Raw genomic sequence first — 26786 nt, forward strand, 5'->3', positions numbered from 1 at the left:
GTCTCCGACCCCTCACCATCGGCACGACTGCGCGTCTGTGTTCGTTCGTGTTGCAGATTGCGCGTTTGACGGTCGGTCCTCCCTACTCTCCCGGAGTCGACATGACACCCCTGCTCAGACGCAGACCAACTCTCCTTGCTCTTCTGCTCCTTGTGATCGGTGGCCTCGTGTACGGGCCCACGCCCCACGCCCGGGCGGCCGCCCCGAGTACCTCCATCACGGTCGACGGCACGAAACCCGGCCGCACCTTCGACGGGGTCGGGGCGATCAGCGGTGGCGGCGGCAACTCCCGGTTGCTCATCGACTATCCGGAGCCGCAGCGCAGCCAGCTGCTCGACTACCTGTTCAAGCCCGGATACGGCGCCTCCTTGCAGGTCCTGAAGCTGGAGGTCGGCGGCGACACCAACTCCACCGACGGCGCCGAGCCCAGCCACGAACACACCCGCGGCCAGGTGGACTGCGGCCAGGGCTACGAGTGGTGGCTCGCCGAGCAGGCGATGAAGCGCAACCCCGACATCAAGCTGGCCGGCCTCGCCTGGGGCGCCCCGGGGTGGGTCGGCGACGGCGACTTCTGGTCCCAGGACATGATCGACTACTACCTGTCCTGGTTCGGCTGCGCGAAGAAGCACCACCTGGACATCGACTCCATCGGCGGCTGGAACGAGCACGGCTTCAGCGCCGACTGGTACAAGAAGCTCAAGTCCACGCTCCTGGCGAAGGGGTACCACACCAAGGTCGTCGCCGCCGACTACGGCGACTGGGGCGTGGCAGACGCCCTCAAGAACGACCCCGAGTTCAAGGACGCGGTCGACGTCGTCGGCGTGCACTATCCGTGCGGCTACCAGACGGCCTTCACCTCGTGCCCCAGCACCGACACCGCGCAGGGTCTCGGCAAGCAGTTGTGGGCGAGCGAGAACGGATCCCTGGAAACCGACACCGGCGCTCCCGCGGTGGCCCGCGCCATCAACCGCGACTACATCGACGGCCGGATGACCGCGTACTTCAACTGGCCGGCCATCTCCGCGCTCTACCCGAATCTGTTCTTCTCGACCGACGGCATGTCGGTCGCCGCGCAGCCCTGGTCGGGCCACTACAGCACCGGCACGACGACCTGGATCACCGCGCACACCGCGCAGTTCACCAAGCCGGGCTGGCACTACATCGACTCGGCGAGCGGCTATCTCGGTGGCGACCGGGCGAACGGCAGCTACGTCTCACTGAAGTCGGCGAACGACCGTGACTACTCCACGGTCGTCGAGACCGTGGACGCCAAGGAGGACCAGACCGTGAACGTCGCCGTCGGCGGCGGTCTGTCCACCGGCACTGTGCACGTGTGGTCCACCGACGTGGCGTCGGACAGCAGCGCGGACGACTTCGTGCGCGGCCAGGACATCACACCGGCGCAGGACGGCACGTACAGCCTGACCCTGAAGCCGGGGCACGTCTACTCGCTGACCACCACCACGGGCCAGGGCAAGGGCACGGCCAAGGCCCCGGCGGGCGCCGCGATGAAGCTGCCCTACACCGACACCTTCGACAAGCCCGGCGCATCCACGGACGCCACGTACTTCTCCGACATGAACGGCGCCTTCGAGAAGGTGGCCTGCGGCGGCGGGCGCTCCGGGAAGTGTCTGCGGCAGATGGCCCCGACCACCCCCATCCGCTGGACCGACGAGCCGTACCACGCCCCGTACTCGTTCATGGGCGACGCCTCGTGGTCCAACTACACGGTCTCCGCCGACGTCATGCTGGAGCAGTCCGGCAGCGTCGAGCTCCTCGGCCGGCTCGGTATGCAGGGACGTAACAACAACGGCCTGGACGCCTACCACCTGAGGCTCGGCGACGACGGATCCTGGTCGATCGACAAGAGCGACCGGACATGGAACTACGTGACCCTGGCCAAGGGCAAGACCCACGTCGTGGGCCTGAACACGTGGCACAAGCTGGCGTTCACGATGCAGGGCCCGACGCTGACGGCGTACCTCGACGGCAGGAAGCTCGGCGGCGTGGAGGACTCCACCTTCACCCGCGGCCAGGCGGGCCTCGGGGTGACCGGCTACCGGACGGACCAGTTCGACGACTTCAAGCTCACCCCGGGTGCGGCCCCGAAGGCCGGCACCGGTCAGGTCGCCTCAGGCCTGAGCGGCAAGTGCCTCGACGACGCCGGCGGCGCCACGACGGACGGGAACCGCATCCAGCTCTGGGACTGCGACGGGTCCGGCGCGCAGAAGTGGTTCTCGTACGGGAGCGCGCTGCGGCTCGGCGGCCGGGCGGGGAAGTGCGTCGAGGCCGACGCCAGCAGCACCCGGAATGGCAGCCCGGTCCAGCTCGCGACGTGCGACCGGGGCGAGAACCAGCGCTGGGTGTCCCGCTCCGACGGAACCCTCTGGAACGCGGGCTCCGGACGTTGCCTCGACGTCCCGGGAGGTGCCGCGGGCAACGGCGCGGTGCAGTTGGCGCTGTGGGACTGCAACGCCAAGGACAACCAACGGTGGACGCTTCCCTGAGCCGTGACCATCACCCGCACGGGCACTGATCACAACAACCAGGAGGAATCATGGACAGGCGGAGGTTCCTGATCGCGGGCGGGGTGGGTTCGCTCGCGACGGTCGCTCTTCCGAGTTCGGCAGAACCTGCATTCGCGGCACAGGAATCCGGGATATCCGGGGTATCCGGCGCGTCCGGAGCGCTGCGTATCACGGCGGGCTTCCTCGGCGTGGGTCTCGACGGGACGGGCCGGGTGACCGGCCTCGTGGACCTGCGCAACGGCACCGACTACCTGGCGGCCGACAGAACGGGCCCGCTGGTGTCCGTCGTGCTGGCGGACGGACAGCAGGAGGTCCCCACCCGGGTGCGGGTGTCGCGACGTGATCCGCGGGTGCTGGTGTTCAGCAGCGCCAGGGTGACCGTCGAGGTCCGGGTCACCGCGCACGCGACGTACTCCACGCTGGAAGTCGTCGATCTCAGCGCAGCCCCGGGTGTCGAGGTGCAGACACTGCTGTGGGGGCCGCTGGCGTCGCGCGTCAACGAGACGGTCGGCGAGGGCGTCGGCGTCGTCGGCGACAGCCGCTTCGTGTTGGGCATCCACCCGCTCAACGACAAGACCGTCGGGGCCTGGCCCAAGGAGTTCGCCGCGTTCGGGTTCGGCGCGGACGTCGAGGCGAAACCGTACGGGCAGAGCGGGACACAGAACGACTGGAGCGCCGGTGCGAAGACGTCGTGGGGCGGCATCCTGCGCGCCTACACCTACGACTACACGAAAGCGAGGATCAGGGACGGGCAGATCCCGACCGGCCCGCTCGCCGGATCCGAGGCCGAGATCGTCGGCTCCGGGCTCGCGGTGTACGGCAGTGCACCGGATCTCGTGCTCACCGTGCTCAGCCAGGTCGCGCAGGCCGAGAAGCTGGCGTATCCGACCATCGACGGGCAGTGGCAGAAGGTGGCCGAGGCGACCCGGCAGCCGTTCTTGACGCTGCACGACCTGAGCACCACGAACCTGGCCGCGGCCGTCGCCTTCGCCGAGCAGGCGGGGATCAGGAACGTCTACTCCGTCGAGAGCGCCGCCGGACCCTGGAAGTCGACGGGCCACTACGAGTTCAACGGCAACTTCGGCGGCTCGGACGCCACCGCGACCCGGATGGCGAGGACCGCCGCCGCGAGCGGGATACGGGTCGGTGTGCATACCCTGTCCAACTTCATCGCCGCCAACGACCCCTATGTCGTACCGGCGCCGGCCGACGAGCGGCTCACGACCGGCAAGACCGTCAAGCTGACCCGCCCGCTCGCCGCGGCCGACACGACGCTGTACGCCGACGGCGACTCGGGCGGCGGCGGGTACGTCCTGGGCCGCAGGCTGCGGCTCGGCGACGAGTTCGTGACGTTCTCCGGTGTGACCCGGGCCGGCGACGGCGAATGGCAGTTCACCGACGTCAAGCGCGCGCAGTGGGGTTCCGCCGCGGCGTCCTGCCCCAAGGGGGCCGACGCCGTCCGGACATCGGAGAACCAGTACGGCGGCGCACGGGGCGACCTGCCGATCATCGACGAGATCGCCAGCCGCCTGGCCACGGTCTGCAACACCACCGGCATCAGGAACATCTCGTTCGACGGCCTTGAGGAGGTGGCCTGGAACGGTTGGAGCGGGCAGGGCTTCGCACACATGATCAACGGCTTCCACCGCCGGCTGAAGTCGCAGGACAACTTCATCGCAGAGGCCTCCAACCCGTCGACCAACTCCTGGCAGGCTCAGTCCCGGGTCAGCTGGGGTGGCATCGGATGGTCCGACTCGAACTACGACCAGATGTCCAGGAACGTCGGCTTCTACCGGGCCAACTACCTCCCGTTGATGGGTGGTTCACTCCCGATCGGCAGCGACACGAAGACGCTCGACGTCGAGACGAACCTGGCGCGGGGCGCGTCCCTCGGCGTGAACTTCGGCTGGTTCGAGACCAGCATGAGCAGCCTGTCCCAGGGTGGCAACACCCAGGCGGTCCTCGCCGCCGTCAAGACGTGGAACGCCGCGATCGCGGCCGGTGCCTTCACCTCCGCCCAGCGGCAGCTCATGGCGGACCAGGGCACGTACTGGCACCTGAGCGAGGAGGCCGAGGGTAAGCGCTGGTCGCTCCAGGAGACGGACGCGGACGGCAACCCGGTCGGTTCGGCGCAGACCGTACGGGCGCCGCGGCCCGGCTTCGTCACGGCCGCCCCGCCCGAGGCCAAGGCCGGTGAGCTGTACGCGTTCAAGGTCACCTCCAGCACACCGCAGACGGTCGGCTACGAGATCACGTCCGGCGCCCTGCCGAATGGGCTGACCCTGAACAAGGACACCGGCGGGATCACCGGAGTCCCCACGGGGCCCGGCGCCAGGACGTTCACCATCACAGCCCGTGGCGGTGCCGGTGTACCCGACGCGTCAGTGACGTATCGGATGAACGTCTCGGAAAATAAGGTGAGTTGATCACTCGTCAGACATGGCAGGAAGGCCGCTCTCCCGATACGGGGGAGCGGCCTTCCTGGTGTCACGGGTTGTCATGGGTTGTCACGGGCCGTGCTCACCGCTTGGTCGTCACCCGGTAGGTGATCTCCGCGTCGTCGACGCCCTCGCCGCCCCGGGCGGTGAGGGTGAACCTGCTGGGTCCTGCGGCGGTCGGAACGCCGGTGATGCCGCCGGTGTCCTGGTTGAGGGTGAGCCCCTTCGGCAGGTGGCCGGACGTGACCTCGTAGCGGATGGTCCGCGGCGTCGCCGAGGTGACCTTGAACGCGTACAGCTCACCGACCCGGGCGTCCGGCGGCTGCGGCGTGGTGAAGCCAGGCATCGGGGCCCTGGCCGGCTGCGGTTCGCCGACCGGATCGCCCTCCGTGTCCACCTGTTGCAGTGACCATTCCTGATGTGGCGTCACCTCGCTCAGGTGCCACCGCTTGTCGGGGTCGCCCAGCAGCTTCTTCTGATCGGCGGTGAACGCGCCCGCCTGGCGCGCGGACTCCCACGTCCTGACGGCCTCCAAGAGGGCCGCGGTGTTCCTCCCGGATGCCAGACTCTGCACGCTGGTCTCGAAGTTGACTCCGGCGTCGAGAGACGCGGCGCGCGCCATGGTGACCTCGATGGTCCCCAGGTCGTCGTCGCCGGAGAAGCCCTGCTGGCCCATCATCCCGGGCAGGTAGTTGGCCCGGTAGAAGGTGTTGCTGCGCAGCAGCTGGGCGTAGTCGGTCTTGCCGATCTCGCCCCAACTGGCCCTGGACTGGGCGTCCCAGGTGTTGGACGCGAGATTGCTGCACTCGGTGATGAACTCCTTGGTGGCCAGCTGCCGGTACACGCCGTTGACCAGGTGCGCGAAACCGTAGCCGCCCCAGCCGTTGTAGCCCGCCGACTCCAGGCCGTCGTAGGACGTGGCGTGCACACCGGTGTCGTTGTACGCGGTGGCGAGGCGGGTCGCGATCTCGTCGATGATCGGCAGGCTGCCCAGCGCGCCGCCGTAGCCGTTCTGGATGAGCCGGGCGGCACGGGTCCCGGCCGGGTACGACTGTGCGGCCGATCCCCACTGCGCCCGTGCGAGGCCGTCGACCCGCCACTCGGCGTCACCGGTCTTCGTGACGGCGGTGTAGGTGAGGAACTCGTCGCCGATGCGCAGCCGTTGGCCGTCGACGCCGGCGGCGAGCGGGCGGTCGCCGTCCACGTACAGGGTGGTGTCCGAGGTGCCGAGTGCGCGGGTCAGCCTGACGTTTCCTCCCTCGGCGAGACGCGGGTCGGCGGGGGCCTTCACATACGGGTCACTGGCGTCGATGAAGGAGGACAGGGTGTGCACGCCGACTTCGATGCCCTCCCGGGCCGCGGCGGCCACCAACCGGGCGGCCGCGGCGTCGGATCCACCGAACGCGCTGTTGAACTGGTAGTGCCCGTGCGACACCCAGGGCCCGTCGCCTGAGATGGCGTAGATGTTCCTGACCCCGGCCTGCTTGGTGTAGCCGGCGGCGGCGGTGACGTTCTCCGTGGTGAGATCGTGGATCCAGAAGTGGGACTGCGCGGTGCGCTGGGCCACCTTCTGCCACTGGCCGTCGAGCGTCGGGTACGCCAGCCCGTGTTCCCTGGCGATGTGGCTCAGCGTGGTGAGGGACAGGTCCGGAGCGCTGCCGAAGAGCGCGATCCTCGAACCGACGATCCGGCCCTCCGGCGCGGGCAGCGGCCCGAGCGGGATCTCGTACCCGGTGGTGCGTTGCCGGATCCGCTCCCGGCTGTAGTCGTAGGTGGTGGCGCGCAGCACGCTGCCCCATGTCGTCTTCGCCGCGACGTTGCTCGCCAGCCACTCGTCCTTCTCGCCCGTCTGCAACCCGTACGGATTCCAGACGAGATCCGGACCGAACCCGTACGCCAGGTGCTCGTTCGGCCAGCCGCCCACGGTCTTGTCGTTGAGCGGTCGCACTCCCAGGAGGAAGTCGCCGTCCGTCACCACTCCGGCGGTCTCACCGATGGTCCGGTCGAGCTTCGTCGGCAGCGGTCCCCACAACAGCGTCTGCACGTCCACACCAGGAGCAGCCGTCAGGCCCACCACCTCAAGTGTGCTGTGCGTCGGGAATCCGACGACTTTTACCTCGATCGTCACCTTCTCGCCGCTGAACACCAACACGCGCCGGTCCCGCGGCGAGACCTTCATCGTGGCGGGCACCTCATGCCCGCCGTCGGCCACCACACTGACCAGTGGCACCGAAGTGCCCGCCGCCAGATGGTCGGTGCCGCTGCGCAGGTCCACCAGACCGGTCACCCGGCCGGACGCGTCGAGGCTCAGCGACAGGAAGCCCGCGGTGATGCGCCGCGCCCGGGACGCCGCCCCGCCTGCGGTGGGCGGTTCGGCCTGAGCGGGGGCTGCGGTGAGCCCCATCGCTCCTGCCGCCGCGACCGTGCCCAGACCACTGACGACGAGAAATCGCCGTCTGTCCATAGTTCCTCCTCAGAGGGAAGCCTTGATAGTTCGTACTCTTCGTCGGCGTACGGAAGGCAGAAGGAGTGGCAGGCGGACGTCTTCACGTCCTCGCCAGGAGGGGAAATTCCTTGCCTCTTGTGGGTAGACGCCCAGTACAAGTGCGATCTAGCGTGCAGCTGACCGCGGAGCGAGTCAAGAGATAGATGAGATCTATTGCACCCAGTTGGGGTAAATAGTTGCGCTTCATCTCTTGACAGTGTCGTGAGCGGACTTTGATACTCAGAGCGCTTTCGCCGGGGGAGCGTTCTTGGATTCGGCGGGTAGGGGAAGAGACGCATGACACGCAATCCGATGCTGCTGAGGGTCGCGGCCCTCGCGGGTGCTGCGGTACTGACCGGATGTACGGCTGGTGGCACCAGTGGGAGCGCGTCATCGGGTGGCAAGGTGACCTTGACCTTCCTCACCTTCGAGACGCCCAACCTGGATGCGAAGTACTGGGACGCGGCGATCGCCCGCGCCTCGGCGAAGGTGCCCGGAGTGACCGTCAAGAAGCTCGTTTCGCCCAGTGCCGACCGCACCGGGTACGCGAAGCAGCTGGACAGCACGGGCCAGTTCCCGGACATCATGATCGGCCTGAACCCTGCCGGGTTCGCCGAGGCGGGCAAGCTGGCGCCGTGGTCGGACAAGGAGCTCGCGAAGTACGCGGATCCGCATGCCAACACGTACGACGGCAAGGTCTACCAACTGCCCTATGCCGCCCAGACGACGCTCGTCTACTACAACAAGGGTGACTTCGCGAAGGCCGGTATCAAGGCTCCACCGCGTACGTATGCCGAACTGGTCGACGACAGCGCAAAGTTGAAGTCCAAGGGAGTCAACCCGTTCGTGGTCGGTGGTGGCGGCAAGGACTCGTGGGCCGACATGTTCCCGCTGATCTGCACCGTGGCGACCGATGTCTACAAGAAGACGCCGGACTGGCTCTCCCAACGCGGCTCGGGCAAGGTCAAGTTCACCGACCAGGCATTCGTGACGGCCGCTCAGAAGGTCGCCGACCTGGCGAAGAAGGGCTACATCGACCGGGCGGGGCTCTCCCGTTCCTACGCCGACACGGAGCAGGCCTTCCGCGACGGCAAGGGTGCCATGTACCCGATGGGCAGCTGGTTCTCCGCCTCCGCCGACGCGAAGAAACCGAACTTCGACACGGGTGTCTTCGCATGGCCCACCGATCAGGGAGCGCCGGCACTGCCGGGCGTCACCGGCGGTGGGATGACGGTGAGTTCGAAGGCTCCGGACGTGGCGCTGGCCAAGAAGTGGGCGAAGGCGTTCATGGAGGACGAGACGAACCTCGACGCCGCCGTCAAGGCCGACGGGCTCATCATCGACATCAAGGGCTATACGCCGCCGAAGAACATGGGCCCCGTGTACAAGGAGACCGCGGACGCCTACCGGCAGGCCCAGAAGTCCGACGGAGTCGTCAACTCCTTCTCCCAGGAGACCGGTGACGGTTCGATGCCGCCGGGCCTGTCCGACAAGGCCGCGGCAGGTGTGCAGAAGCTCCTGAGCGGCCGGATGACGGCCACTCAGTTCGGTTCGTACATGGACGAGCAGTGGGAGAAGGCCACCCACTGATGCGACCTCGTACCCTCACTGCCGTGGAGCCGGACGCACCGTCCGGGCGGCAGGCGCCCACGGGCTCGACACCACGATCGCCGGAGCGGGCCCGGCAGGCACGCTCCCGCGACGGCGCGACCCGCTTCGCCGTCTTCGCGGCGCCGGGCCTGCTGGTCTATCTGGCCCTCGTGCTCGTGCCCATCGGTATCACGATCGGCTACAGCCTCACCAACAAGAACCCGTTCAACCCGCCGACCAAGTGGGTCGGCCTGCACAACCTGACCAGCCTCGCCTCCGACGACGAATTCCTCAAAGCGCTCAGCAACACCGTCCTCGTCACCGTTCTCGTCACCCTCGTCACGAACGCGGGCGGCCTGGCGATCGCCATGCTCCTCGACCGGCGCGGCTGGCTCTACAACGTCCTGCGCAGCGTGTTCTTCGTCCCGGTCGTCCTCAGCGCCGTGGTCGTCAGCGTCATCTGGCAGGCGATCCTCGTCGACGACGGGCTGCTCAACTCCATGCTGCGGCAGCTGGGGGTGAGTCATCCGCCGGGGTGGCTTTCCGATCCGAGCCTCGCCCTCTACACGGTCTCGTGGGTCATCGCCTGGCAGGGACTCGGCTTCTGCGTCGTCATCTACCTGGCCGGACTCCAGTCCATTCCCCAGGAGTTGCACGAGGCGGCGGCGATCGACGGCTGCGGCCCGGCGACACGCTTCCGCCATGTCACCTGGCCGATGCTGGCGCCCGCCGTCACCATCAACACGGTCATGTCGCTGATCGGCGGCTTCAAGGCCTACGACCAGGTCCAGGTCCTCACCAACGGCGGCCCGGGACCCGGCACCACCTCCACCCTCGCCTTCCAGGTGATCCAGACCGCGTTCAACGGAAACCACGTCGGCTACGCCTCCGCGATGGCGGTGGCGATGCTGCTCCTGGTCGCCGCCGTGTCGGTGATCGCGCTCGGCCTCCTGCAGAAACGCGAGGTGTCCTCCTGATGGTCAACGCATCCAGGGCCTGGCTCCGTCCGGTCGTCGCGCTCCTCGCCGGCCTCCTCTTCTTCCTGCCGATCTACCTCGTGCTGGTCAATGTGTTCAAGGACGGTTCGGCGATCGTGTCGGACCCGGTGGGGCTGCCGGTCCCGCCGACCACGGCCAACATTGAGAGCGTGCTGTCCCGGCCCGACCACCTCTTCTGGTACGGGCTCGTCAACAGCACGGAGGTCACCGTGATCTCCATCCTCGTCACCACCGCGATCTCCGCGATGCTCGGCCACTACCTGGCCCGGGCGAGCGGCACCCCGGCCAAGGTCGCCATGGTCGTGCTGCTGTGCGGGCTGATGGTGCCGCCGGCGGTCATCCTGACCCCGATCACCGATGTACTGAGGGGACTTGGCCTCATGGGCACCGTCCCCGGCCTGATCCTCGCGTACGTCGGGTACTACATGCCGTTCGGCGTCTTCGTCTTCGCCGGGTTCGTCAAGACGATCCCGAGGGAGATCGAGGAGGCGGCGGCGATCGACGGCGCCGGCGCGTTCCGCACCTTCTGGCAGGTGGTCTTCCCGCTGATGCGACCGGCGTCGGCCAGCGTACTGATCTTCCTCGGCGTCTGGATCTGGAACGACTTCCTCAACCCGCTGATCGTCCTGGGCCCGGCCACCGGCACCACGGTGACCGTCGGCATCTACCGGGCCATCGGTGAACACCAGGCGGACTACGGCGCGGTGTTCGCCCTCATGTTCCTGGCGACCCTGCCCATTCTCGTCTTCTACCTGGCCTTCCAGAAGCAGTTCGTCAAGGGCCTCACCGGAGGTGCGACGAAGGGCTGAGCGGCCGCCCGGCGTCGGGGCGGGGGTGCTGACCGGCACCCCCGCCCCGTTGTGCTGTATCCCCGACCACCCGGCAGAGCCAGCAGCGGACCACCGGACCCGAACTGAGCTTTGTGCGGCGGGGCTTCACCCTCGGCGACCCCTGCCCGCAGGCCTCGGCCGCCGGAGTCGACGCCACCGTACCGGTGCAGACGATCTGCGTACCGGAGGAGACCCCCGAGTACCTGGCGCTCGCCGCCGCCGACCCGCTGGTTGCCGGGGTCGTCGGCCGGACCGACCTGACCTCGCCGGCGGTCGCCCAACCCCTGGCCGAACTGCGTGCCCTGCCCGGCGGCGACCGCCTGGTCGGCATCCGCCATCAGGCGCAGGGCGAGAACGAACCGGACGGGCTGCTGCGCCCCTGATGACCTGGGCGGACACTCATTCTCATGACCGGACGCCTGAGCCGCAACGGCCCCCGCGCCGACAACTGGACGGAAAAACGCCCTGCCTACAGCAGCCGGGGCACCAAGGAGTTCTACCGTCAGACCGGTTTCTTCGAATAGTTCCCGCCCGGCCGCCTCTCGTGGAGTCTCTCCTGGATCCACCTTGCCGCCCGGCGCCACCCACCTACGCCAGCGGTGATCCACCATCAAGACGTGCGTCAAGTTCGAATCGAACACCCACACCTCAGTCGCCAGCGGACCGTCCTGGGCCGCGCCAGGACGGAGCAGCCACTTCAGGGCATTGTCGTACTCAGCCAGAGCTTCCTGCGCATCACGGATGGCAGCTTCGAGAGTGCGGGGATCTACCAGATGGTGTGTCACCTGCGGCAGAGTACGACGGGCCTCTGACGGTGAGCCACCATTGGCATGGAGTTCGACGACGTAGCGCACATCGCCGTTTCCAGGGCAGCAGGCATCACCCGCTTCGCCACGACCGTGCTCCGGCATCAGCAGCAGGACCGTTCAGTTCCGCTCTCCCAAGAGTCGCAGGCACCAAGTGTCGGTGTCGATTGTTGAACTTCCAGGCGACCAGGTCCGCGCAGGTGTGAACGCTGGATCCCAGGTCCAGGTTCCGGCGGGCAGCGACCCACTCGACAAGGGCCGCGGGATCCGCGGGCAACCGGGTGAGGTGCACCAAGTTCGAGTACCAGATGTCGCGGTTGAGTCCGGCTTCGAACCAGGCGTCGTCCGCCAGCTCTTCCGCCAAGTACTCGGCGAACCGCTCGGCCGTGGGGCCTGACGGAGAGGCGCACAGCATGACACTCGCAGGAGTGAGGGTCAGCCCTGACAGCTCCAGCCGGATGCTGCCCACCCGGACAGATGCCTGCCGAAGCGCTGTCTGATATCGCTTGACCCGCTCATCCCCCGTAGGGACGAATGACCGGTAATTCTCCAATGTGCGGATGGTGAAATGCGAGGAGATTGCGGAACCTGTCGCCCAATGGGAGTTTCCCGCTACAGCCATGGCCTCTGCGGTAACGCGTTCCATGCGTCGCGCAGCCGATGGGTCCGGTCGCAGAACCACGGTGATCCCCCAACGTCCGCCACCGTCCAGGGGCGGCTCCTGACAGGGGACTTCCCCGGACAGGAGTGCATCCCGTCCTCGTTCGAACAGCTCCGTGAACCGCGCGCTTCCCATGCGCCTCATCCTGCCCTGCTGTCAGTCCAGAACGGATTCGCTCGCATGGGGATCCGCCGGACCTGACACTGCTGCCCGAGCATTGTCACGGGCACGGAGCGATGTACCGACGCCACCCCGAAACTCCGCACTCCCGACGCCGCGGGCCGCTGGACCTGGATCCTGAGCGTCGCCCACACCCAGCTCCGACTCGCCCGGCCCCTCGCCGCGGGCCGCCGCCGGCCCTGGGAGACACACACCGTCCCAATCCGGGTCACGCCGCCCCGTGTCCGCCGAAGGTTTCGGAACATCCGCGCTCACCTCGCCTGCCGGACCCGTGTTCCCCAACCCCAAGGAACCGGCCCCGGACGGCCACCCGGTGCCAAGAACAAACACCGGGCACCCCGCTACGACGTCGGCAAAATCGCCAAACGCCGCGAGACCCTCAAAGCCATCGGCAAGCCTGGAAGATCTTGGTAGATAAACAACAAGCCTGAGCTTGTTGTTTAACCTTCGGTCGCTGCGGAATCGGAAGCCATCGACGTCTGCAGGACGCGTAGCCATCGTTGGCAGACTTCACGGGTGACTGGTTCGAACAGTTCGGGAGTCGAGATCTCGAAGAGGAACTGAGTGAGAAGGTCCTGGTGCGCCGCCCGGCACAGGAAAGGTCCGGGCGGACGGTCACCAGCCGGGCGCGTCGAATCCGATCCCCGGAGCGCAAGGAGCCCGGACCAGACCGTCGGCACCGACCGACGGCTCGCGCACCACGGGGTTCGTGTACACCAGGGACTCGTAGGACGTGGTGTTCGGTATCGCCATGCACAGATGGGCGTTGACCACGCCGCTGCCGTGCACCTCGGCCCGCAGCTGGTAGCTGTCGGCCAGATGTGCGATGCGCAGCGCCCCGGTGATCCCGCCCTTGAGCTGCGCGCTCGTCCTGACCGCACCCGCCGCACCGGCCGCGATGAAGTCACCGGCGTTCAGGTGCGCGCCGTCGGAGGTCTCCGCGACCAGCAGGGGTACGTCGACCCGCTCGGCCAGCCAGCGGTACGAGGTCACGCTGAACTCGCGCATCGGCTCCTCGTACCAGAGGTACCCGGCCTCGGACAGCGCGCGGCCGACGTACACCGAGTCGGCGAGGTCGAAGCCGGCCGAACCGTCGTACATCAGCGGGACGTCGTCACCGACGTGCGACCGCAGCTTCCGGCACAGCTCCGCGTCCGCCTTCGGGTCGCCCCAGCCGTGCAGCTTGATGCCGACGTACCCCAACTCCAGGCACTGGTCGGCCACATCGAGATACTCCTCGGTGCTGCCGAAGGTGACCGTGCTCGCGTAGGCGGGAATGGCCTCGCGGTACGGGCCGAGGAGCCGGTGGACCGGAAGACCGGCCGCCTTGCCCGCGAGGTCCCAGAGCGCCACGTCGACCAGACCGAGCGCATAGATCGGAAGCTCCTCGATGCGGTCCAGCTCCCACAGCCGCTGCCACAGCAGTTCGCGCATCAGCGGATCGCGGCCGGTCAGGTCCGTGCGGATCCGCCGCTCCACCAGGTCGGAGACGATCACTCCGCGCCGTGTGTGCGCCTCGCCGGTCAGGCCCTCGTCGGTGTGGACCCGCAGGATTCCGCCCGTCACCGCGGGTTCCGAGCCGGGCAGTCCGGCCCGCCACCGGAAGGGCGGCTGAGCGGGCAGGTCGACCAGTTCCACCGTCACATCGGTGATTCGCATGGATGTCCTTCACGGCTGGAGGTCCGGGGTTCAGGAGTGGCCCGCACTCTGGCCTCGGTGCCATCAATGTTTCCTATACATGGCTCAATTCGTGGCCAGTGAATCACATCCAAACTCTGGACGCCAGGACTCGGCAACCCCGGACTCCTCCCCTCCCGTTTGGCCTGTTCTTACCAGGACTTGGGTGCGGAGATGCCTCCAGCTGACTGCCGTCGAACCCTCCGCACCCTCGGTGGTTCTGCACGCGGGGCGACACCGCTCCGCCTCTCGGAGCCCTGTCATGCATCAGATCTATCGACTGCTTGCTCGTGTGTCAGTAACGGAGCTGGTGGTTCTGCCCCCACCGCCGGGTCACCTCGGTGGCCGGCGCCCTGCCGGCGGTCTCACCGCTGACCGTGTGCGAAGTACGAGGCCAAGTCGGCCGGTACGGGCGCGACATCGACGGCGCCCCCGCCGTCCCGCAGCGAGAGGGTGGCCGCATACCCGGCGGCCACCGCCTCCCGGGCCGCCACCGGCGAGGTGACGGTCGCCCCGCCCTCGCGTACGAACCTCAGGAATTCGGCGGCCAGAACCGGATCGGCACCACCGTGGGTGCCGGTGGGAGTGGGCACGGGCACCACCAGATCGGCCTCGGCCCGGTAGTCGGAGCGACGGTTCCACACCCGGACCTCCGCCCCCTCGGAGTCGCCGAAGTTCTCCAGCCGGCCCTCGGTGCCGATCACCGTGTAGTTGCGCCAGTAGTCCGGTGTGTAGTGGCACTGCTGGTAGCTGGCGAGAACCCCGTTGTCCAACTGCATCTGCATCATGCTGAGGTCCTCCACGTCCACCACCGGGTGGAGACCGGTCAGGCTGAGCGGCGGCCAGTTGTCGTGCGACAGCCAGTCGGTCATCCGTTCCCCGCTGCGGTCCCTTCGGTCGCTGATCCCGCCGTAGACGGTCAGGGCGCCCATGGCGTTCACGCGCCGGGTGTATCCACCGGCGAGCCAGTGGATGACATCGATGTCGTGAGCTCCCTTCTGCAACAGCAGACCTGTGGTGTTGCGTCGGTCGGCGTGCCAGTCCTTGAAGTAGAAGTCCCCGCCGTGGCCGACGAAGTGGCGGCACCAGACGGCCTTCACCTGTCCGATGGCCCCGCTGTCGATCAGCTCGCGCATGGCCACCACGACCGGCATGTGCCGCATGTTGTGGCCCACGTACAGCGGGGTGCGGTGTGCACGGGCCGCCGTGAGGAGCCGGTCGCAGCTCTCGGTGGTGATCGCCATCGGCTTGTCGAGGAAGACCGGGACGCCGGCCGCGAGGAAGTCGAGACCGATCTGCTCGTGCGTATGGTCGGGAGTCAGGACGAACACCCCGTCGAGTCCGGCATCGAGCAGTTCGTGATGGTCGGCAGCTGTCCGCACGTGCTTGCCGAAGCGATTCTCGGCGAGCGCGAGTATCCGTGGATCTCGGTCGCAGGCGGCGGCCACCACGGAACCCGAGTCCGGCCGATGGACCAGCTCGACCAGGTCGCTGCGAATGCCCAGGCCGATGACGCCGAGCTTGATGTCGTTCAACGTGCTGTCCTTTCAAAGGGGGTTGACGGGGTTCGGAGTTACGGTTGCCGCTGGGGCTGTGCGGCCGGTGAGGGGCGTGAGGAGAGTCGAGTGCATGCATGTGGAGGTATCCCTGCCTGCGAGGGCCACGGAGAGGAGATAACTCAGATACATGCGAGGTTCTGTCGGTAAGATCTGTGCCAGTAGAGGTGGCCGACCGGGAGGGCTTCCGTAGCCGCCTGGGACGGAATGTCTCAGGTGAGGCGGCACGAAAAGAACAGGGAGAGTCTGCGGTTGCCGGATCCTGGCGTCAAGAGTTTGCGTGTGATTCACTGGGTTGGCGGCGTATGATGTATTGGAAACATCTGGCCGGCGTCGGGGCTGGGGTCTGCCGGACCGGGGGTCTCGAAGAGGGAAGCGAGGAGAGCTGTTGATCCACTCAGAGAGGATCGCCGCGCCCGCGCCTGTGCCGACGGGCACGGGGGGCGGCTACCGACCCGGGTACGAGGTCGCGGCCGAGCGCGTCCTTGAGTACATCGTCCGGGAGGGGCTGCAGCCCGGTGACCGGCTGCCCACCGAGAAGGACCTGGCCGAAGAAGTCGAAATGAGCCGGACCGTGGTGCGGGAGGCGGTGAAGATCCTCTCCGCCCTGGGGCGACTGTCCGTGCAAAAGGGCCGTGGCATCTATGTGTCCGAGCCGGAGCAGTCCTCCTGGCAGCAGTCGCTCGCCAACTTTCTGCCCGCGGACCTGCGGCAGGTGGACGAACTCTTCGAGTTCCGCCGCCACTTGGAGACCACCACCGCGAACCTGGCCTCGCAGCGCGCCACCCCCGCGCAGGTCAAGACGGTGCGCGAAGCCGCGCAGCAGTCCACTCAGGCGGCACAACAGGGCGACATCGACGCCTTCACGCTCGCCGACGAGGCCTTCCACACCGGCATCGCGGCCGCCGCCTCGAACATGTTCTTCGCCTCGACCGTCGACGCGATGCGGCGCCTGCAGCGCCAGGTCACGACCATAGGGCTGGCCGGTATCGCGGGTGGATCCCTGCGCGTGGCCGCCGAACAGCACGAGGCCATCGCCGTGGCCATCGCCGCCGGAGAAACCGCTCGGGCCGAAGCACTGATGGCCGAGCACATCGACATGACCGCTCAGCAATTCCAGCAGGAGATCTGGCGCCGCGTCGTGCCCGGCGACGATCCCCACGCCTGAACCACACGGGCCACCGTGTCGCCGGCCGTCAAGCCGTCTCCTCCAGTCAGTCCTTCGCGGAGATACGGAATTAACACGGGGAATTCGTCCGGCGCGACCAACAGCTTCCACACCGGAGCCCATCACCCCGGGTACCTACAACTGCCGGTCGCCCCGGGGGACTTCAACCATGGGATACGAGGGAGGACTGTCGGCGGAACGCGGTGGGCGGGCCCGCAGCGCAGTCCGCCACCGCCTCAGAGCTTGCGGGCCACCGCTCCGTACATGGCGATGGCCGCGTCGTCGATGCCGTCCTGTTCGGGCCCGGGCCGCCACTTGTGGACCTGGGTGACGCCGGGCCCCACCAGTTCCATGCCGTCGAAGAACGAGGTGGCGGTAGCCAGGTCGCGCAGCACCATGGGCATGCCCTGCTGGGCGTACTCGTCGGCCACCCGCCCGACCTCCTCGGGCGCGAAGTCGGCGGTGCCGATCGTCATCGCCAGGTAGCTGCCCGACGGCAGCGGGTCGAGCAGCCGCTGCACCAGGCGCCGGTCCTCCGGCGACTGGATGAAGTGGAGGATCCCGATGATCATCAGGCCCACCGGCTTGTCCAGATCGAGCAGCTCATGGAACTCCGGGCTGTCCAGAATGGCGTCCGGATCGTGCATGTCGGCGTCGACGTAGGCCGTCGCGCCTTCGGATGAGCCCTGCAGGAGAGCACGGGCGTGGGCGAGCACGATGGGGTCGTTGTCGACGTAGACCACGTGCGTTTCCGGTGCCACCTCCTGCACCACCTCGTGCAGGTTCGGTGCGGTGGGGAGGCCGGTCCCGATGTCGAGGAACTGCCGGATGCCCCGTTCCTGAGCAAGGTAACGTCCGGCGCGGTGCATGAACCGCCGGTTCTCTCCCATGTGCACCGGCAGCGCGGGCCAGTGCTGACACATGGCGTCGCCCGCCTCGACATCGACGAGGTAGTGGTCCTTGCCGCCGAGGATGTAGTCGTACACCCGGGCGGAGTGAGCCGTTGAAGTGTCGATCCGATCGCGCGCACTGCGCACAGGCCGCTCCGTTTCTCGCTGCCGAAAGTGATCTCAGACGGTACAGGGCCGAACCAGTACCCGAACAGCGAGGCGACGCCGGCCGGTGGGCTCCCTACGCGGCAGGCGATCGCGGTGATGTCGAGCGCGAGGCGTGGTTCGGGCTGATCCTCTGGAAAACCTCAAGTCCCTTGCCATACGAGGAGCACGGCCGTCACGGTGATCCCATGGCAGTCATTGCAGGACTGAGCGGAAAGCACAACTTCGTGCCGGTCATCCGGGACGCGGACGTGGTCGCGGCGACCCTGCGTCAGGCGTTGGCCGAGGCATCGCCCGAGGAGCGCCCGGGTCTGGAACGGGCCGCCGCAATCGTGGAGTCCACCGCCGCAGCCACCGAGGGCCGGCTGCGTGCCCGCTGGGTCCGCTCCCGGCTGGCAGCCGTCGGCTTCACCGGAGACATCGACTCGGTCGCGGCGGTGAAGGCGCTGCGCCAGGCGGAGCCGAAATTGAGCCTGCTGGCGGCGGTGCAACTGCAGAAGGCAGCACTCGATCATCCGGAGTGATCCGGCACGTGATGGCGCCTGCTTCCGTGTGGGCGGACCGTCGACCGGTCGTCCATTTCCGGTCCGAGGGCGAAGAAGGAGCTGCCGCAGACCGGCGGGCCGCGAGCCCAGCCAGGGCAGGCGCCGTGGCAGCCGTCAGCTGCCGATGGTCTTCCAGAAGCCACACTGGTGTTCCTGGGTGAGATCGGCCGGTTCCGTCTTCCCCGGTTGCAGCGACTGGACGTGCTGGCCGGTTCCGAACCGGGGCCAGGGCGCCGCGCCGTGGCCGTTCGGGTCGCCCGTGTGGGCGAACTGGGCCCAGTAGCGCACCATCGTGTCCGCGAGTTGGTGCTGAGCGGGTGTGGCCGGGCCGGGGAGCTGCTCGTCGTCGAAGAGATACTCCAGCTCGCTGCCGTGGAACGCCCCGGTGGGGAAGTTGGGTTTCTTGAGGGTGCTGAACCAGGGAGCTTTCTCGTCGGCGAACTCGTAGGCGTAGGTCGGCACGTGCCGGTCCAGGGTCCGGTCCCGGTCGAGGACCGTGCACCCCCAGGCCCAGTCGGTGATGACGGCGGACAGCGCCTCGCCAGGGGACTTGAAACGGTCGGCGGGGTAGCGGGCCAGGACGCGGGCCGCGTCGCTCGGGGCGAAGAGTGTCCGGATCTGTTGCCGGTAGCCGGCGCCGGTCGTCGTCCGGCCGGTCGCGGCCTCGATGGCCGCGGTGAACAGGCGATGTTCGTCCCGGGTGGTTCCCTGGATGATGGGGACCCGGTTGAAGTGGCCGGTGGCGAACCCCTGTTCGGGGCTCACGGGCAGTATGCCGGCGCCGACCGCCGGTCCGGACCCGAGTCCGTAGTCAGACCACTTGAGGAGTTCCTCCACGGATTCGGCGCGTAGGCAGGCCGCTGCTGTCCGGGGGTCGGAGCAGCCGAGCTTGGCCGCTACGTCAAGCCCGTGCCGCTCGCGCTCCGCGCGCGGCAGCGGGAACCAGGTCGGCGGACCCGGTGACCATTTGCGTCCCGTGCACTGGGCGCTCTGCAGGATCGCCTTCTGGAACAGGCCCGCTGACCCCGGTGCCACGAGATGCGCGCAGACGCTGGTGCCGCCGGCCGACTCGCCGAAGAGTGTGACGTTCGCCGGGTCGCCGCCGAATGCCGCCGCGTTGCGCCTCACCCACCGCAACGCGGCCTGCTGGTCCTCCAGGCCGAAGTTGCCCGACAGGTGCTTGGCCGGACCGTGGTCGAGCGCGGGATGGTCGAGGAATCCGAAGATACCGAGCCGGTAGTTGAAGCTGACCACGATCACCTTGCCCATGCCGGCCAGGCGCTGTGCGTCGTAAAGGCTCCCGGCGCCGTTGATGTAGCCGTTGCCGTGGATCCACGCCATCACCGGCAGTTTGCGCGCGCTGCTGCGCACAGGCGTGGTGACGTTCAGATAGAGGCAGTCCTCACTGGTGCTCTGCTGGTCGATGAGCCCTGCTGCCTGTGCACACCGGTGGCCGGGTGCGGTCGCGGTCCGTACGCCCGACCAGGACGCGGCCCGCTGGGGCGACGCCCAGCGCAGCTGCCCGACCGGCGGGGCGGCGTAAGGGATTCCCTGGAACATCCGGGTGTCCGTGCCGAGGCGGCCTTCGACCGAGCCGGCGTCCGTCCTGACCACGGTGGCAGGACCGCCTTGGCCACCTTCGGCGTGCTGTGCTGCCTGCGAGGGTCCGGCTGCGCCGCTGATCATGGCGCCGCAGAGCAGAGCGGCCAGCAGGGTCCGTAGGCGCGGCCGCGCTGTGACCTGCGACCTGCGATGCCCCGGTAACAGATTCCGACCTAGGCAGTGTCTTCAAATGATCACCGCTGGTGGATCATGGTGTCGTGATACGTCGCCATGAACTGTCGGATGCCGAGTGGGAGTTCGTCCGGCCCCTGCTGCCCAGGCCGCTGCGGGGTAGGAAGCGGCTGGACGATCGCATGGTGCTCAACGGGATCGTGTGGAAGTTCCGGACGGGGGTGGCCTGGCGGGATGTGCCCGACCGGTACGGTCCGTGGGCCACACTGCACACCCGGTTCCGGCGGTGGGCTCTGGACGGAACGTTCGAGCGAATGCTGCAGGCCGCCCAGGCCGGGGCGGACGCGGACGGGGACGTCGACTGGCTCGTGTCGGTCGACTCCACCGTCGTCCGCGCCCACCAGCACGCCGCCGGGGCACGAAAGGGGCTCCGCAGCCCCGCACTCGGACGTTCCCGAGGTGGCCTGACCAGCAAAATCCATCTGGCCTGCGACGGTGCCGGCCGTCCGCTCGCTTTCACGCTCACGGGCGGCAACACCAATGACTGCACCCAGTTCACTGCGGTGATTGAAGCGATACGAGTGCCTCGCATCGGCCCGGGGCGGCCCCGAGTACGACCCTCCCACGTGCTGGGCGACAAGGGCTACAGTTCCCGGGCCATCCGCACCTGGCTGCGACGACGCAGCATCGGTCACACCATCCCCGAGCGGGCCGACCAGGTCCAAAACCGGCTCCGGCGCGGCAGTCGCGGCGGGCGCCCACCGGCCTTCGACAAGCAGCGCTACAAGCAGCGAAACGTGGTGGAACGCTGCTTCAATCGGCTGAAGCAGTGGCGCGGCATCGCCACTCGCTACGACAAGACCGCGGAGTCCTTCCATGCAGCCGTCACTCTCGCGTCGCTCCTGATGTGGGCGTGATGTTCTGACGGTGAACGCCGGGTCATCAGAGATGGAGCTCCGTCTCCCAGGCATCGAAGGGCGGCTCGACCCGATAGCTCGGGTCGCAGCACACTCGGACCCACTGCGCGACCCGGTACTGCGCGTCTCCGTCGTTCAGCACCATGCCGTCGGTGTCGATTTGCAGCACATTGCTATAGATCGCGAAGACCTGTTCCAACGAGGAGCCGGAGTGAAAAACGGTCGAGCGATAGTCAAACCCTTCGAGCAGGTCCAGGTCGAGGGTGCCGTTCGCCAAGTAGAAAGCGAAGAGCCGGAGCGAAGCGCGCACGTCGACAGAAAGATGTTCCACCAAGGCATCATGCTCAGCTACCGCGCCATCTTGGCAAGATCTTTGAAGACACTGCCTAGGGGATTCACCGGCGTTCACATCCTCAAAGAGTTCGTGTGGGGTCCACACTAATATAAAGTGCGAGGCACCCACAAAGTCAATGACCCGTGGACGAGAAGGAGACGAGCCCGATGCCGGCAAGTGACGATGAGCGGCTGCCACCTGGCCTCGCTCTGGCGTGGGGGCTGACCGCCAAGACGGGGCGACTGGGCCGGAAACCCTCGCAGAGCGTTGAGGGAATCGTCGAAGCGGCTGTCGGGCTGGCCGACGCGGAAGGCTTCGCGGCCCTGTCCATGCCGAACATCGCCAGGCGGGTGGGGCTCACCGCCAACGCGGTCTACCGGTACGTCAGTTCGCGGGACGAACTGCTGGTGCTCGCCGCCGAGGCCGCGTGGGGCCCGGCGCCGGACCTGGAAACCGGCACGGACCAGTGGCGAGCCGCGGCCGCCAGGTGGACCAGGGCCATGATCGAGCGATGCGACACTCATCCATGGCTGCCCGACCTGCCCATCCGGGGGGCGCCCGCGACCCCGAATCTGCTGCGCTGGACAGAAGTGCTGCTGGAAGCGCTTACCGGCGCCGGGCTGAGCTCTGCCGAATCGCTGGGGTGTGCGCTGCTGCTTGACGGCTACGCGCGGCGCATCGCCAGTGCCCGCCGCGACGTGCGCGACAGCAGTGCGGCGCCGGTTCAGTCGGCCGCGGTGACACGGTTCCTGCAACCGCTCCTGCATGAGCACGGCTATCCCATTCTGGCGTCCATGATGACGCACAACGAATACGACGATGCCATCGGCGACGACGAGGTGGACTTCGGCCTGACCCGGATCCTGGACGGAATCGAGGTCCTGATCGCCCGACGAACGAAGGCGCGCTGAACTGTGGCTCAACAAGCGGGAAATCGGCCCTCCGGCAGTCGGCACGGCCACGCGCCCAGGCAACCCCTGACCAACCTGTTGACCCGCCGGCAGTCCTGGCGGGCGGACCGTTCGGACAGGCCGGCCGGCCCGCCGGGGGAGGGGGGGCACTGCGTCGCGGCCCCCTGCCGTCTACATGCGTGTAGTAGCTTGCATCGCGGGGGTAACCGGGCTGTCCGGATCATGGAGGGCGACAGGTCAGGTGGCAGAGCCAAGGAGCCGGCGACGCTCCGCCCGGCGCCGAAGGCCGCCAGAATGCCCCGCCCTTGATGCCTTAGACGTACATGAGTGAGAGAACGAGCGTGACGACCGACGAGCAAGCACCGGCCACCTCCCGGACTCAGGGAGGGACGCGGAGCAGCCGTTCGATGAGAATGACGGTCCGTCCGAGGCAGAGTGAAGCCGCGGATGCGAAGAGGTTGCCGGCTGCACACGACATCGAGTCCGAGGCGAAGGCGGTCTCACCCCACCGTCACTGGTTCCGGCCGTTCACCCGGCCGGGGGTTGCCGTGACGATGTCGGTGACCGGCATGGTCCTGCTGATTCTCGTAGGCGCCGGTGCGCCCAACAACAACACACTCAGGTTGCCTCTGCCGATTCCGCCGCAGGCCCTCATGCCGGACCTCGCCGCCACCCTGGCCACCTTCGCTTCCATCACCCTGTCGTCCCTCGGAACGATGGGCATGCTCGGGGCTCACCGCCGCGGCTGGAGCCCCAGTCCACGAAAGCTGTTCGGCCTCGGCGCTCTGGCCGTGGCGGTCGTCGTCAATCTGACGCCGGTCGGCTCCTCCGACACGGCCAGTTACGCCGCATACGGCCGGATCTCCGCCCTCGGCGGCGATCCCTACACGACCACACCCGCACAACTCGGCGGGACCTACGCACACTGGGTCGGCAACGCCTGGCTGAACAGCCCTTCGGTGTACGGGCCGGCCGCGACCTGGTTGCAGACCACGGCGGCCCAAATCGGTGGACACAGGCCATGGTTGACCATCTGGCTGTTCATGCTCGCCAACGGTGCCGTGTTCCTCACTGCTGGATACGTTCTGCTCCGCATGGCTCCCGATCCGGTCCGGGCCGGCTTGATCTGGGTCGCCAATCCCGTGCTGATCGTGGAACTGGTCGCGGGCGGGCACCTGGATACCCTCGTCGCCGCACTCGCGGTCGGCGCCATCGCCGTGGCCGGCCAGGCCCCCCGGCTGCGCGGTGACCTGCTCATCGGCCTGCTCGTCGGCCTGGCCTGCAGCATCAAGATCAGCGCAGCCCTGCTGGGACTGGCGCTGCTCTGGCCCCTGCTGCGCGAACGCGCCTGGGGCCGAGCCACCCGGCAGACATCCGTCTGCCTGCTCGTCCTGCTCTCCGGATACGGCTTCTACGGGCTGCACGCGCTCGTACCACTCTCCGCGGCCTCGCACATGGTCTCCGCCCCCACGCTCTGGGCGCCCATTCAGCAGTTGGGCCAGGCAACTGTCGGCCGAGGTGCGACGAGCACCGTCATCAGCGTCGCCTGGCCCGTTCTGATGCTCGCCCTCACCCTGCTGATCCACCGCAGGATCCCCCCGGAAACCCCACTGACCGTCTCAGCGCCCTTCGCGCTGGCATTCGCGTGGGTCCTGGTGGCTCCGTATTCGATGCCCTGGTACACGGCGATAGTCTGGAGCACTGCGGCGCTGCTTCCCCGCGGCGGCCCGCCGGACCGCTGGTTGGTCCTGACGACCACCATCCTCGCCCTGGGCCACAACGGCGGTGGCCATGGCACGAAATGGTGACCACGGATGAACGGCTTGGCACTGTTCCTGACGGTGTTTCTGGCCTGCGCGGTCGAAGCGGTCGAAGCCCTGACGGTGGTTCTCGCCGTCGGTACAACCCGGCAGTGGGCCTCGACCCTGCAGGGAAGCGTCGCCGCCCTGGCGGCCCTGGCCGTCGTGGTGGCAGCCCTGGGCCCCGCGGTAGGGGCCATCCCACTCGGCGCGCTCCGTCTGGTCGTGGGCGCGCTGCTGCTGGTGTTCGGCCTGCAGTGGCTGCGCAAGGCCGTGCTGCGCGCCGCCGGGCTGAAGGCCCTGCACGACGAACACGCCATCTACGAGCGGGAAGCAGCCGGTGCACGGGGCGCATCCGCATCCCGGAGGGGGAGGGTTCGCGACTGGTACGCCTTCACCCTGGCGTTCAAAGGTGTTTTCCTCGAAGGACTGGAGGTCGCGTTCATCGTCGTCACCTTCGGCAACAACCAGCGCAACCTGCCGCTTGCGGTACTCGCCGCCGGCTGCGCGGTACTTGCGGTGGCCGGTGTGGGCATCGCGGTGCGCACACCGTTGGCCCGCGTGCCGGAGAACGCCATGAAGTTCGCGGTCGGCACCATGCTGACCGCCTTCGGTACCTTCTGGGCCGCCGAGGGTGCCGGGGCCACCTGGCCCGGCTCGGACGCGGCCCTGCTCATCCTCGTCCCCACGATTGCAGTGCTGGCCGCCGCAGCGGTCGTATGGCTGCGCCGCACCGCCACCCCGACGACGGGGCCGCCCGACAACCAGGGTGACGGGGATCCCACCGGCCCGGAAGGAGACGCTCCGTGAACCGCCTCCGTACCTTCGCGCTGTTCTGGTACGACTTCGTCGTCGGGGACGACTGGCGCATCGCCGTCGGCGTCGCACTCGCGCTCGCCGCGACCGCGGGACTGGTCCACATCGGCATCAACGCCTGGTGGCTTCTGCCGATCACCGCGGTCACCGTCCTCGGCCTCTCACTGCACCGGGCCGCACACAGCACCCGCCGCTGAGCCACTCTCCTTCGCCGGGCAGTCGGCCGTCAGCGAGATCCCGGACGTGCGGGGCGCGGCGCCACGTATGCCGTGTAGGGGCCGAGTTGCTGTACGTCCGACAGCCGGTGGCCGGTCCACGTCCGGGCGTACGCCGGCGGCTGTTGACCTGCCGGGACGAGGACAGCAGTCGGCCGCTGCCCAGCCGTGTCGGTGATGCCCCGGACGGTGATGTTGGCGTTGTTGCCCGAGGTCGCGCCGGAGGCGCAGCCCGCGTAGTAGGCGATCGGGATGGCGTTGGTTCCGGTCACCAGACAGGGCCGGCTGAGGCCGAGACCGAGCAGGTCGGCAGCGACCCGCCCGTAGTCGGCGTGGGCCGTCACGTTGCGGTTGACGGTGTGGGCCAGCACGGCGTACTGAACGGCGAGGTGGGCGGCGAGGACCAAGGTCACCAAGCCTGTGGCGACCGGACGGAGCTTCGGCCGGCCCGCGCCCGCGGCCAGCCACCACAGGCAGTCGGCGACCGGAAGCGCCAGCAACGCATACGTCGGCAGCAGGAAGCGCGGCGCCGCATAGTTGACCAGCAACAGATAGGGCACTGCCATCGACACCCCGCACAGTGCGGGCAGCAGCACGGACGGCAGGCGGCGGCCCTTTCGGGCGACGGCCACCCCGCCGGCGGCGAGGACAGGCAGAGCGAACCACCACAGTGAATCCGCCTTGTCCGACCACGGCACGTTGCACGGCCGGCACAGCGTGCGGCCGCTCAGCGCCCGCAACTGGTCGGCGAAGGCCAGATGCCAGCTGAAGCCACCCTCGACGTGGCCGGAGGTCTGCAGCCGGGACACCACCCCTCCGTAGCGCAGGTACGACTCCGCCACCCATTCCGCACCGCCCGCCACCAGCCCGGAGGCGATCGCGGCGAACACGGCCCAGTGACGCCACTCGCGAACCAGGAACGCAGCGCCGACAAGGGGGAGGGCGAGCCAGAAACCGTCGGGAGGGCGCAGCAGGACCACGGCGGCGAGGCAGAGCGCGGCGCCGGACAGCGCCCGGCGGTCCGTCCGCCCGGCGCCACGGCTGACCACCGCCCTCAGGAAGAATCCGGCACAGGACAGCGAGCCGAGCGCGACCCACAGATTGGGCATCGCCTGCGGCCCGTAGAACTGGGTGACCCACAACCCTGCGAACAGCACGCCCGCCAGGGCCAGCCGGGGCGCGGGCTGAAATCGCCGCCATACCCACAGTGCACCCAGCAGGCCGGCACCGGACAGCACCGCGAGGTAGCAGCGCAGCACCACGGTCGACGAGGTCAGCGCAGCTACGGGGGCCACCAGGTACGAGATGCCGCGGGCGCGCGGAGCGCTGAAGAAGGCCGCCGGGGCGTGGGAGCTCACCTGGCTCACGTACACGGCCTCGTCCCAGCCGAGCCCCAAGTGCGGCAGTACGAAGGCGAACTGCAACGACGTGAAGGCCACCGCAACTGCTACGAGCCATCCGACGCCCACACGGTACGAGGCGGGGGAAGAGAGGTCACTCGGAATTCCGCTGCCCAATTTGTCCGCATAAGCGTCATTCATCC

General features: G+C 68.2%; 19 protein-coding genes and 3 pseudogenes. 14 read left to right on the forward strand and 8 right to left on the reverse strand.

Annotated features, from left to right (window positions below; all coding sequences use genetic code 11):
* Positions 1-101: 101 nt before the first annotated feature.
* Both OHB13_RS30075 and OHB13_RS30080 read left to right on the forward strand, forming a co-directional pair.
* Positions 102-2507 carry a ricin-type beta-trefoil lectin domain protein gene (locus OHB13_RS30075; protein WP_328379152.1) on the forward strand — a complete coding sequence of 802 codons (2406 nt, stop codon included), beginning with the start codon at positions 102-104 and terminating at the stop codon, positions 2505-2507.
* Positions 2508-2557: 50 nt separating this feature from the next.
* Positions 2558-4954, forward strand: a complete 2397-nt coding sequence (locus OHB13_RS30080) for an Ig domain-containing protein (protein ID WP_328379153.1) — start codon at positions 2558-2560, stop codon at positions 4952-4954.
* Between the two features lie 94 nt (positions 4955-5048).
* Here the strand turns inward: OHB13_RS30080 and OHB13_RS30085 are convergent, their stop codons facing one another.
* Complete coding sequence (locus OHB13_RS30085; protein WP_328379154.1) at positions 5049-7430, reverse strand: Ig domain-containing protein; 2382 nt, start codon at positions 7428-7430, stop codon at positions 5049-5051.
* Between the two features lie 318 nt (positions 7431-7748).
* Between OHB13_RS30085 and OHB13_RS30090 the strand changes: the two genes are divergently transcribed.
* The 4 genes and pseudogenes from OHB13_RS30090 to OHB13_RS30105 form a co-directional block, all read left to right on the forward strand.
* A complete protein-coding gene (locus OHB13_RS30090; protein ID WP_328379155.1) occupies positions 7749-9041 on the forward strand; it encodes an extracellular solute-binding protein in 1293 nt (430 codons plus the stop codon).
* Entirely contained in the window at positions 9041-10018 is a 978-nt protein-coding gene (locus OHB13_RS30095; RefSeq protein ID WP_328379156.1) for a carbohydrate ABC transporter permease, read from the forward strand. The genes OHB13_RS30090 and OHB13_RS30095 overlap by 1 nt, the downstream gene beginning before the upstream one ends.
* Complete coding sequence (locus OHB13_RS30100) at positions 10018-10848, forward strand: carbohydrate ABC transporter permease (protein WP_328379157.1); 831 nt, start codon at positions 10018-10020, stop codon at positions 10846-10848. Before OHB13_RS30095 ends, OHB13_RS30100 begins: the two co-directional genes overlap by 1 nt.
* A gap of 86 nt (positions 10849-10934) precedes the next feature.
* A pseudogene (locus tag OHB13_RS30105) lies at positions 10935-11249 on the forward strand (amidohydrolase family protein); the annotation flags it as partial.
* A gap of 165 nt (positions 11250-11414) precedes the next feature.
* Here OHB13_RS30105 and OHB13_RS38815 read toward each other — a convergent pair.
* Positions 11415-11780 (reverse strand): annotated as a pseudogene (locus OHB13_RS38815) (hypothetical protein); the annotation flags it as partial.
* Positions 11781-12585: 805 nt separating this feature from the next.
* Here OHB13_RS38815 and OHB13_RS30115 point away from each other — a divergent pair.
* Positions 12586-12930 (forward strand): annotated as a pseudogene (locus tag OHB13_RS30115) (NF041680 family putative transposase); the annotation flags it as partial.
* A gap of 201 nt (positions 12931-13131) precedes the next feature.
* Here the strand turns inward: OHB13_RS30115 and OHB13_RS30120 are convergent.
* Together OHB13_RS30120 and OHB13_RS30125 are read right to left on the reverse strand one after the other, a co-directional pair.
* A complete protein-coding gene (locus tag OHB13_RS30120) occupies positions 13132-14175 on the reverse strand; it encodes an enolase C-terminal domain-like protein (protein ID WP_266851751.1) in 1044 nt (347 codons plus the stop codon).
* A 383-nt stretch (positions 14176-14558) separates the two neighbouring features.
* Positions 14559-15728, reverse strand: coding sequence for a Gfo/Idh/MocA family protein (locus OHB13_RS30125; RefSeq protein WP_328379158.1), 1170 nt, complete (start codon positions 15726-15728; stop codon positions 14559-14561).
* 409 nt (positions 15729-16137) lie between these two features.
* On the opposite strand from OHB13_RS30125, the gene OHB13_RS30130 reads away from it, so the two are divergent.
* A complete protein-coding gene (locus OHB13_RS30130) occupies positions 16138-16917 on the forward strand; it encodes a FadR/GntR family transcriptional regulator (protein WP_328379159.1) in 780 nt (259 codons plus the stop codon).
* Positions 16918-17153: 236 nt separating this feature from the next.
* Here the strand turns inward: OHB13_RS30130 and OHB13_RS30135 are convergent, their stop codons facing one another.
* Positions 17154-17954, reverse strand: coding sequence for an SAM-dependent methyltransferase (locus tag OHB13_RS30135; protein ID WP_266851745.1), 801 nt, complete (start codon positions 17952-17954; stop codon positions 17154-17156).
* A 206-nt stretch (positions 17955-18160) separates the two neighbouring features.
* Between OHB13_RS30135 and OHB13_RS30140 the strand changes: the two genes are divergently transcribed.
* The gene (locus OHB13_RS30140) at positions 18161-18496 is read left to right on the forward strand and encodes a hypothetical protein (RefSeq protein ID WP_266851743.1); all 336 of its coding nucleotides are present in this window, start codon (positions 18161-18163) and stop codon (positions 18494-18496) included.
* A gap of 135 nt (positions 18497-18631) precedes the next feature.
* Here the strand turns inward: OHB13_RS30140 and OHB13_RS30145 are convergent, their stop codons facing one another.
* Entirely contained in the window at positions 18632-20203 is a 1572-nt protein-coding gene (locus OHB13_RS30145) for a carboxylesterase/lipase family protein (RefSeq protein WP_328379160.1), read from the reverse strand.
* Between the two features lie 137 nt (positions 20204-20340).
* On the opposite strand from OHB13_RS30145, the gene OHB13_RS30150 reads away from it, so the two are divergent.
* On the forward strand, positions 20341-21168 hold the full coding sequence (locus OHB13_RS30150) for an IS5 family transposase (RefSeq protein WP_328380422.1): 828 nt from the start codon (positions 20341-20343) through the stop codon (positions 21166-21168).
* Between the two features lie 25 nt (positions 21169-21193).
* Here OHB13_RS30150 and OHB13_RS30155 read toward each other — a convergent pair whose 3' ends face one another.
* The gene (locus OHB13_RS30155) at positions 21194-21499 is read right to left on the reverse strand and encodes a DUF7677 family protein (RefSeq protein ID WP_328374641.1); all 306 of its coding nucleotides are present in this window, start codon (positions 21497-21499) and stop codon (positions 21194-21196) included.
* A 146-nt stretch (positions 21500-21645) separates the two neighbouring features.
* Between OHB13_RS30155 and OHB13_RS30160 the strand changes: the two genes are divergently transcribed.
* The 4 genes from OHB13_RS30160 (at position 21646) to OHB13_RS30175 (ending at position 25225) form a co-directional block, all read left to right on the forward strand.
* A complete protein-coding gene (locus tag OHB13_RS30160) occupies positions 21646-22413 on the forward strand; it encodes a TetR/AcrR family transcriptional regulator (protein ID WP_328379161.1) in 768 nt (255 codons plus the stop codon).
* A 458-nt stretch (positions 22414-22871) separates the two neighbouring features.
* Entirely contained in the window at positions 22872-24221 is a 1350-nt protein-coding gene (locus OHB13_RS30165; RefSeq protein WP_328379162.1) for a hypothetical protein, read from the forward strand.
* A gap of 6 nt (positions 24222-24227) precedes the next feature.
* Complete coding sequence (locus OHB13_RS30170) at positions 24228-25022, forward strand: COG4280 domain-containing protein (protein ID WP_328379163.1); 795 nt, start codon at positions 24228-24230, stop codon at positions 25020-25022.
* Positions 25019-25225 (forward strand): hypothetical protein, encoded by a 207-nt coding sequence (locus tag OHB13_RS30175; protein ID WP_328379164.1) that lies wholly within the window; start codon positions 25019-25021, stop codon positions 25223-25225. Before OHB13_RS30170 ends, OHB13_RS30175 begins: the two co-directional genes overlap by 4 nt.
* A gap of 29 nt (positions 25226-25254) precedes the next feature.
* Here the strand turns inward: OHB13_RS30175 and OHB13_RS30180 are convergent, their stop codons facing one another.
* A complete protein-coding gene (locus OHB13_RS30180; RefSeq protein ID WP_328379165.1) occupies positions 25255-26784 on the reverse strand; it encodes a hypothetical protein in 1530 nt (509 codons plus the stop codon).
* Positions 26785-26786 lie beyond the last annotated feature (2 nt).

Origin of the sequence: Streptomyces sp. NBC_00440 (assembly GCF_036014215.1) — a bacterium.
Taxonomy (GTDB): domain Bacteria; phylum Actinomycetota; class Actinomycetes; order Streptomycetales; family Streptomycetaceae; genus Streptomyces.

What these genes read in the sequence shown, in the direction of transcription:
- OHB13_RS30145 (WP_328379160.1), bottom strand. Translation starts at nt 20,203, where the DNA reads ATGATCAGCGGCGCAGCCGGACCCTCGCAGGCAGCACAGCACGCCGAA.
- OHB13_RS30100 (WP_328379157.1), top strand. Translation starts at nt 10,018, where the DNA reads ATGGTCAACGCATCCAGGGCCTGGCTCCGTCCGGTCGTCGCGCTCCTC.
- OHB13_RS30075 (WP_328379152.1), top strand. Translation starts at nt 102, where the DNA reads ATGACACCCCTGCTCAGACGCAGACCAACTCTCCTTGCTCTTCTGCTC.
- OHB13_RS30090 (WP_328379155.1), top strand. Translation starts at nt 7,749, where the DNA reads ATGACACGCAATCCGATGCTGCTGAGGGTCGCGGCCCTCGCGGGTGCT.
- OHB13_RS30095 (WP_328379156.1), top strand. Translation starts at nt 9,041, where the DNA reads ATGCGACCTCGTACCCTCACTGCCGTGGAGCCGGACGCACCGTCCGGG.
- OHB13_RS30085 (WP_328379154.1), bottom strand. Translation starts at nt 7,430, where the DNA reads ATGGACAGACGGCGATTTCTCGTCGTCAGTGGTCTGGGCACGGTCGCG.
- OHB13_RS30180 (WP_328379165.1), bottom strand. Translation starts at nt 26,784, where the DNA reads ATGAATGACGCTTATGCGGACAAATTGGGCAGCGGAATTCCGAGTGAC.
- OHB13_RS30140 (WP_266851743.1), top strand. Translation starts at nt 18,161, where the DNA reads ATGGCAGTCATTGCAGGACTGAGCGGAAAGCACAACTTCGTGCCGGTC.
- OHB13_RS30170 (WP_328379163.1), top strand. Translation starts at nt 24,228, where the DNA reads ATGAACGGCTTGGCACTGTTCCTGACGGTGTTTCTGGCCTGCGCGGTC.
- OHB13_RS30120 (WP_266851751.1), bottom strand. Translation starts at nt 14,175, where the DNA reads ATGCGAATCACCGATGTGACGGTGGAACTGGTCGACCTGCCCGCTCAG.
- OHB13_RS30080 (WP_328379153.1), top strand. Translation starts at nt 2,558, where the DNA reads ATGGACAGGCGGAGGTTCCTGATCGCGGGCGGGGTGGGTTCGCTCGCG.